Genomic DNA, 670 nt, shown 5'->3' on the forward strand with positions numbered 1-670 from the left:
ATAATGATAAACTTGCTAGACTCGTAAGTGAATTAGTAGCTGCAATGAAGGGAGCTAACTAAAATGGACAAGTACGAAGCTGTTATAAAGCTTTTATTGGAAGCTGTTCAAGGTAGTCAGTCTTCTAAAGAGACAAAACAAGATACAAATGAAATCCCAGTTGGAGTTTCAAATCGCCACATTCATCTTTCACAAGCAGATTTTAACATATTGTTTGGAGAAGGATACCAGGTAACAAAGATAAAGGATTTAGCACAGCCAGGACAGTATGCTTGTAAAGAAACGGTAACAGTATGTGGACCAAAGGGAGCTATTGAAAAGATTAGAATCCTTGGACCATTACGTAGTAAGACACAGGTAGAAATCCTAAGAGGAGATTCTTTCAAATTGGGAGTAGCTCCAGAAGTAAAGATGTCTGGTGATTTACACGGGACACCTGGAATTACCATAATAGGACCAAAGGGATCTGTTCAAATAAAGGAAGGTGTGATTGTTGCACAAAGACACATTCACATGACTCCTGCAAATGCACAACATTTTAATGTGCATGATGGACAGACAGTAAGTATTAAAGTTGATGGACCACGTGGTGGAATTTATAATAATGTTGCAATTAGAGCAAATGATACTTCAGCTTTAGAATGCCATATTGACACAGAGGAAGCAAATG

1 protein-coding gene is annotated in these 670 nt (G+C 37.8%); it reads left to right on the top strand.

The window, feature by feature from the left end; translation table 11 throughout:
* Positions 1 to 63: 63 nt before the first annotated feature.
* The coding region (locus CLCOS_RS00050; RefSeq protein WP_065080037.1) for a phosphate propanoyltransferase at positions 64 to 670 on the top strand (607 nt) is incomplete at its 3' end.

It is taken from the genome of Clostridium coskatii, from assembly GCF_001675205.1.
In the GTDB taxonomy this organism is placed as follows: domain Bacteria; phylum Bacillota; class Clostridia; order Clostridiales; family Clostridiaceae; genus Clostridium_B; species Clostridium_B ljungdahlii.